This window comes from Bacillus sp. 05T31 (assembly GCF_056396725.1).
This window is the reverse complement of sequence record NZ_JBFTMA010001419.1, coordinates 1-428: the sequence shown is the minus strand read 5'-3', so window position 1 is coordinate 428 and position 428 is coordinate 1. Positions and strand designations below refer to the sequence as shown.

Sequence of the window (428 nt, the reverse complement as noted above, 5' to 3'; positions counted from 1 at the left end):
GTTCAGTAGAGATCACAAAAGTGGACAAAGAAAGTGGCACAGTATTAGAAGGTGTAACATTCGAAGTTCAAGATGAAAAAGGAAAAGTAGTAACAGAAGTAACGACAGATAAAGAAGGAAAAGTAAAAATCTCAGATTTATCAGTAGGAAAGTATAAATTAGTAGAGAAAGAAAGTTTACCAGGCTACAAAAAACTAACAGAACCAGTATCATTCGAAATTAAAAAAGGTATGACGTAAGTTTTATCATTRAAAGTAGAGAATGAACTATTGGACAAAGGTTCAGTAGAGATCACAAAAGTGGACAAAGAAAGTGGCACAGTATTAGAAGGGGCACAGTATTAGAAGGTGTAACATTCGAAGTTCAAGATGAAAAAGGAAAAGTAGTAACAGAAGTAACGACAGATAAAGAAGGAAAAGTAAAAATCT

At 33.0% G+C, this 428-nt stretch carries 1 pseudogene; it reads left to right on the top strand.

Features of this window, described 5'->3' with window-relative positions:
* A pseudogene (locus AC1DJR_RS33615) lies at window positions 1–428 on the top strand (MSCRAMM family protein); the annotation flags it as partial.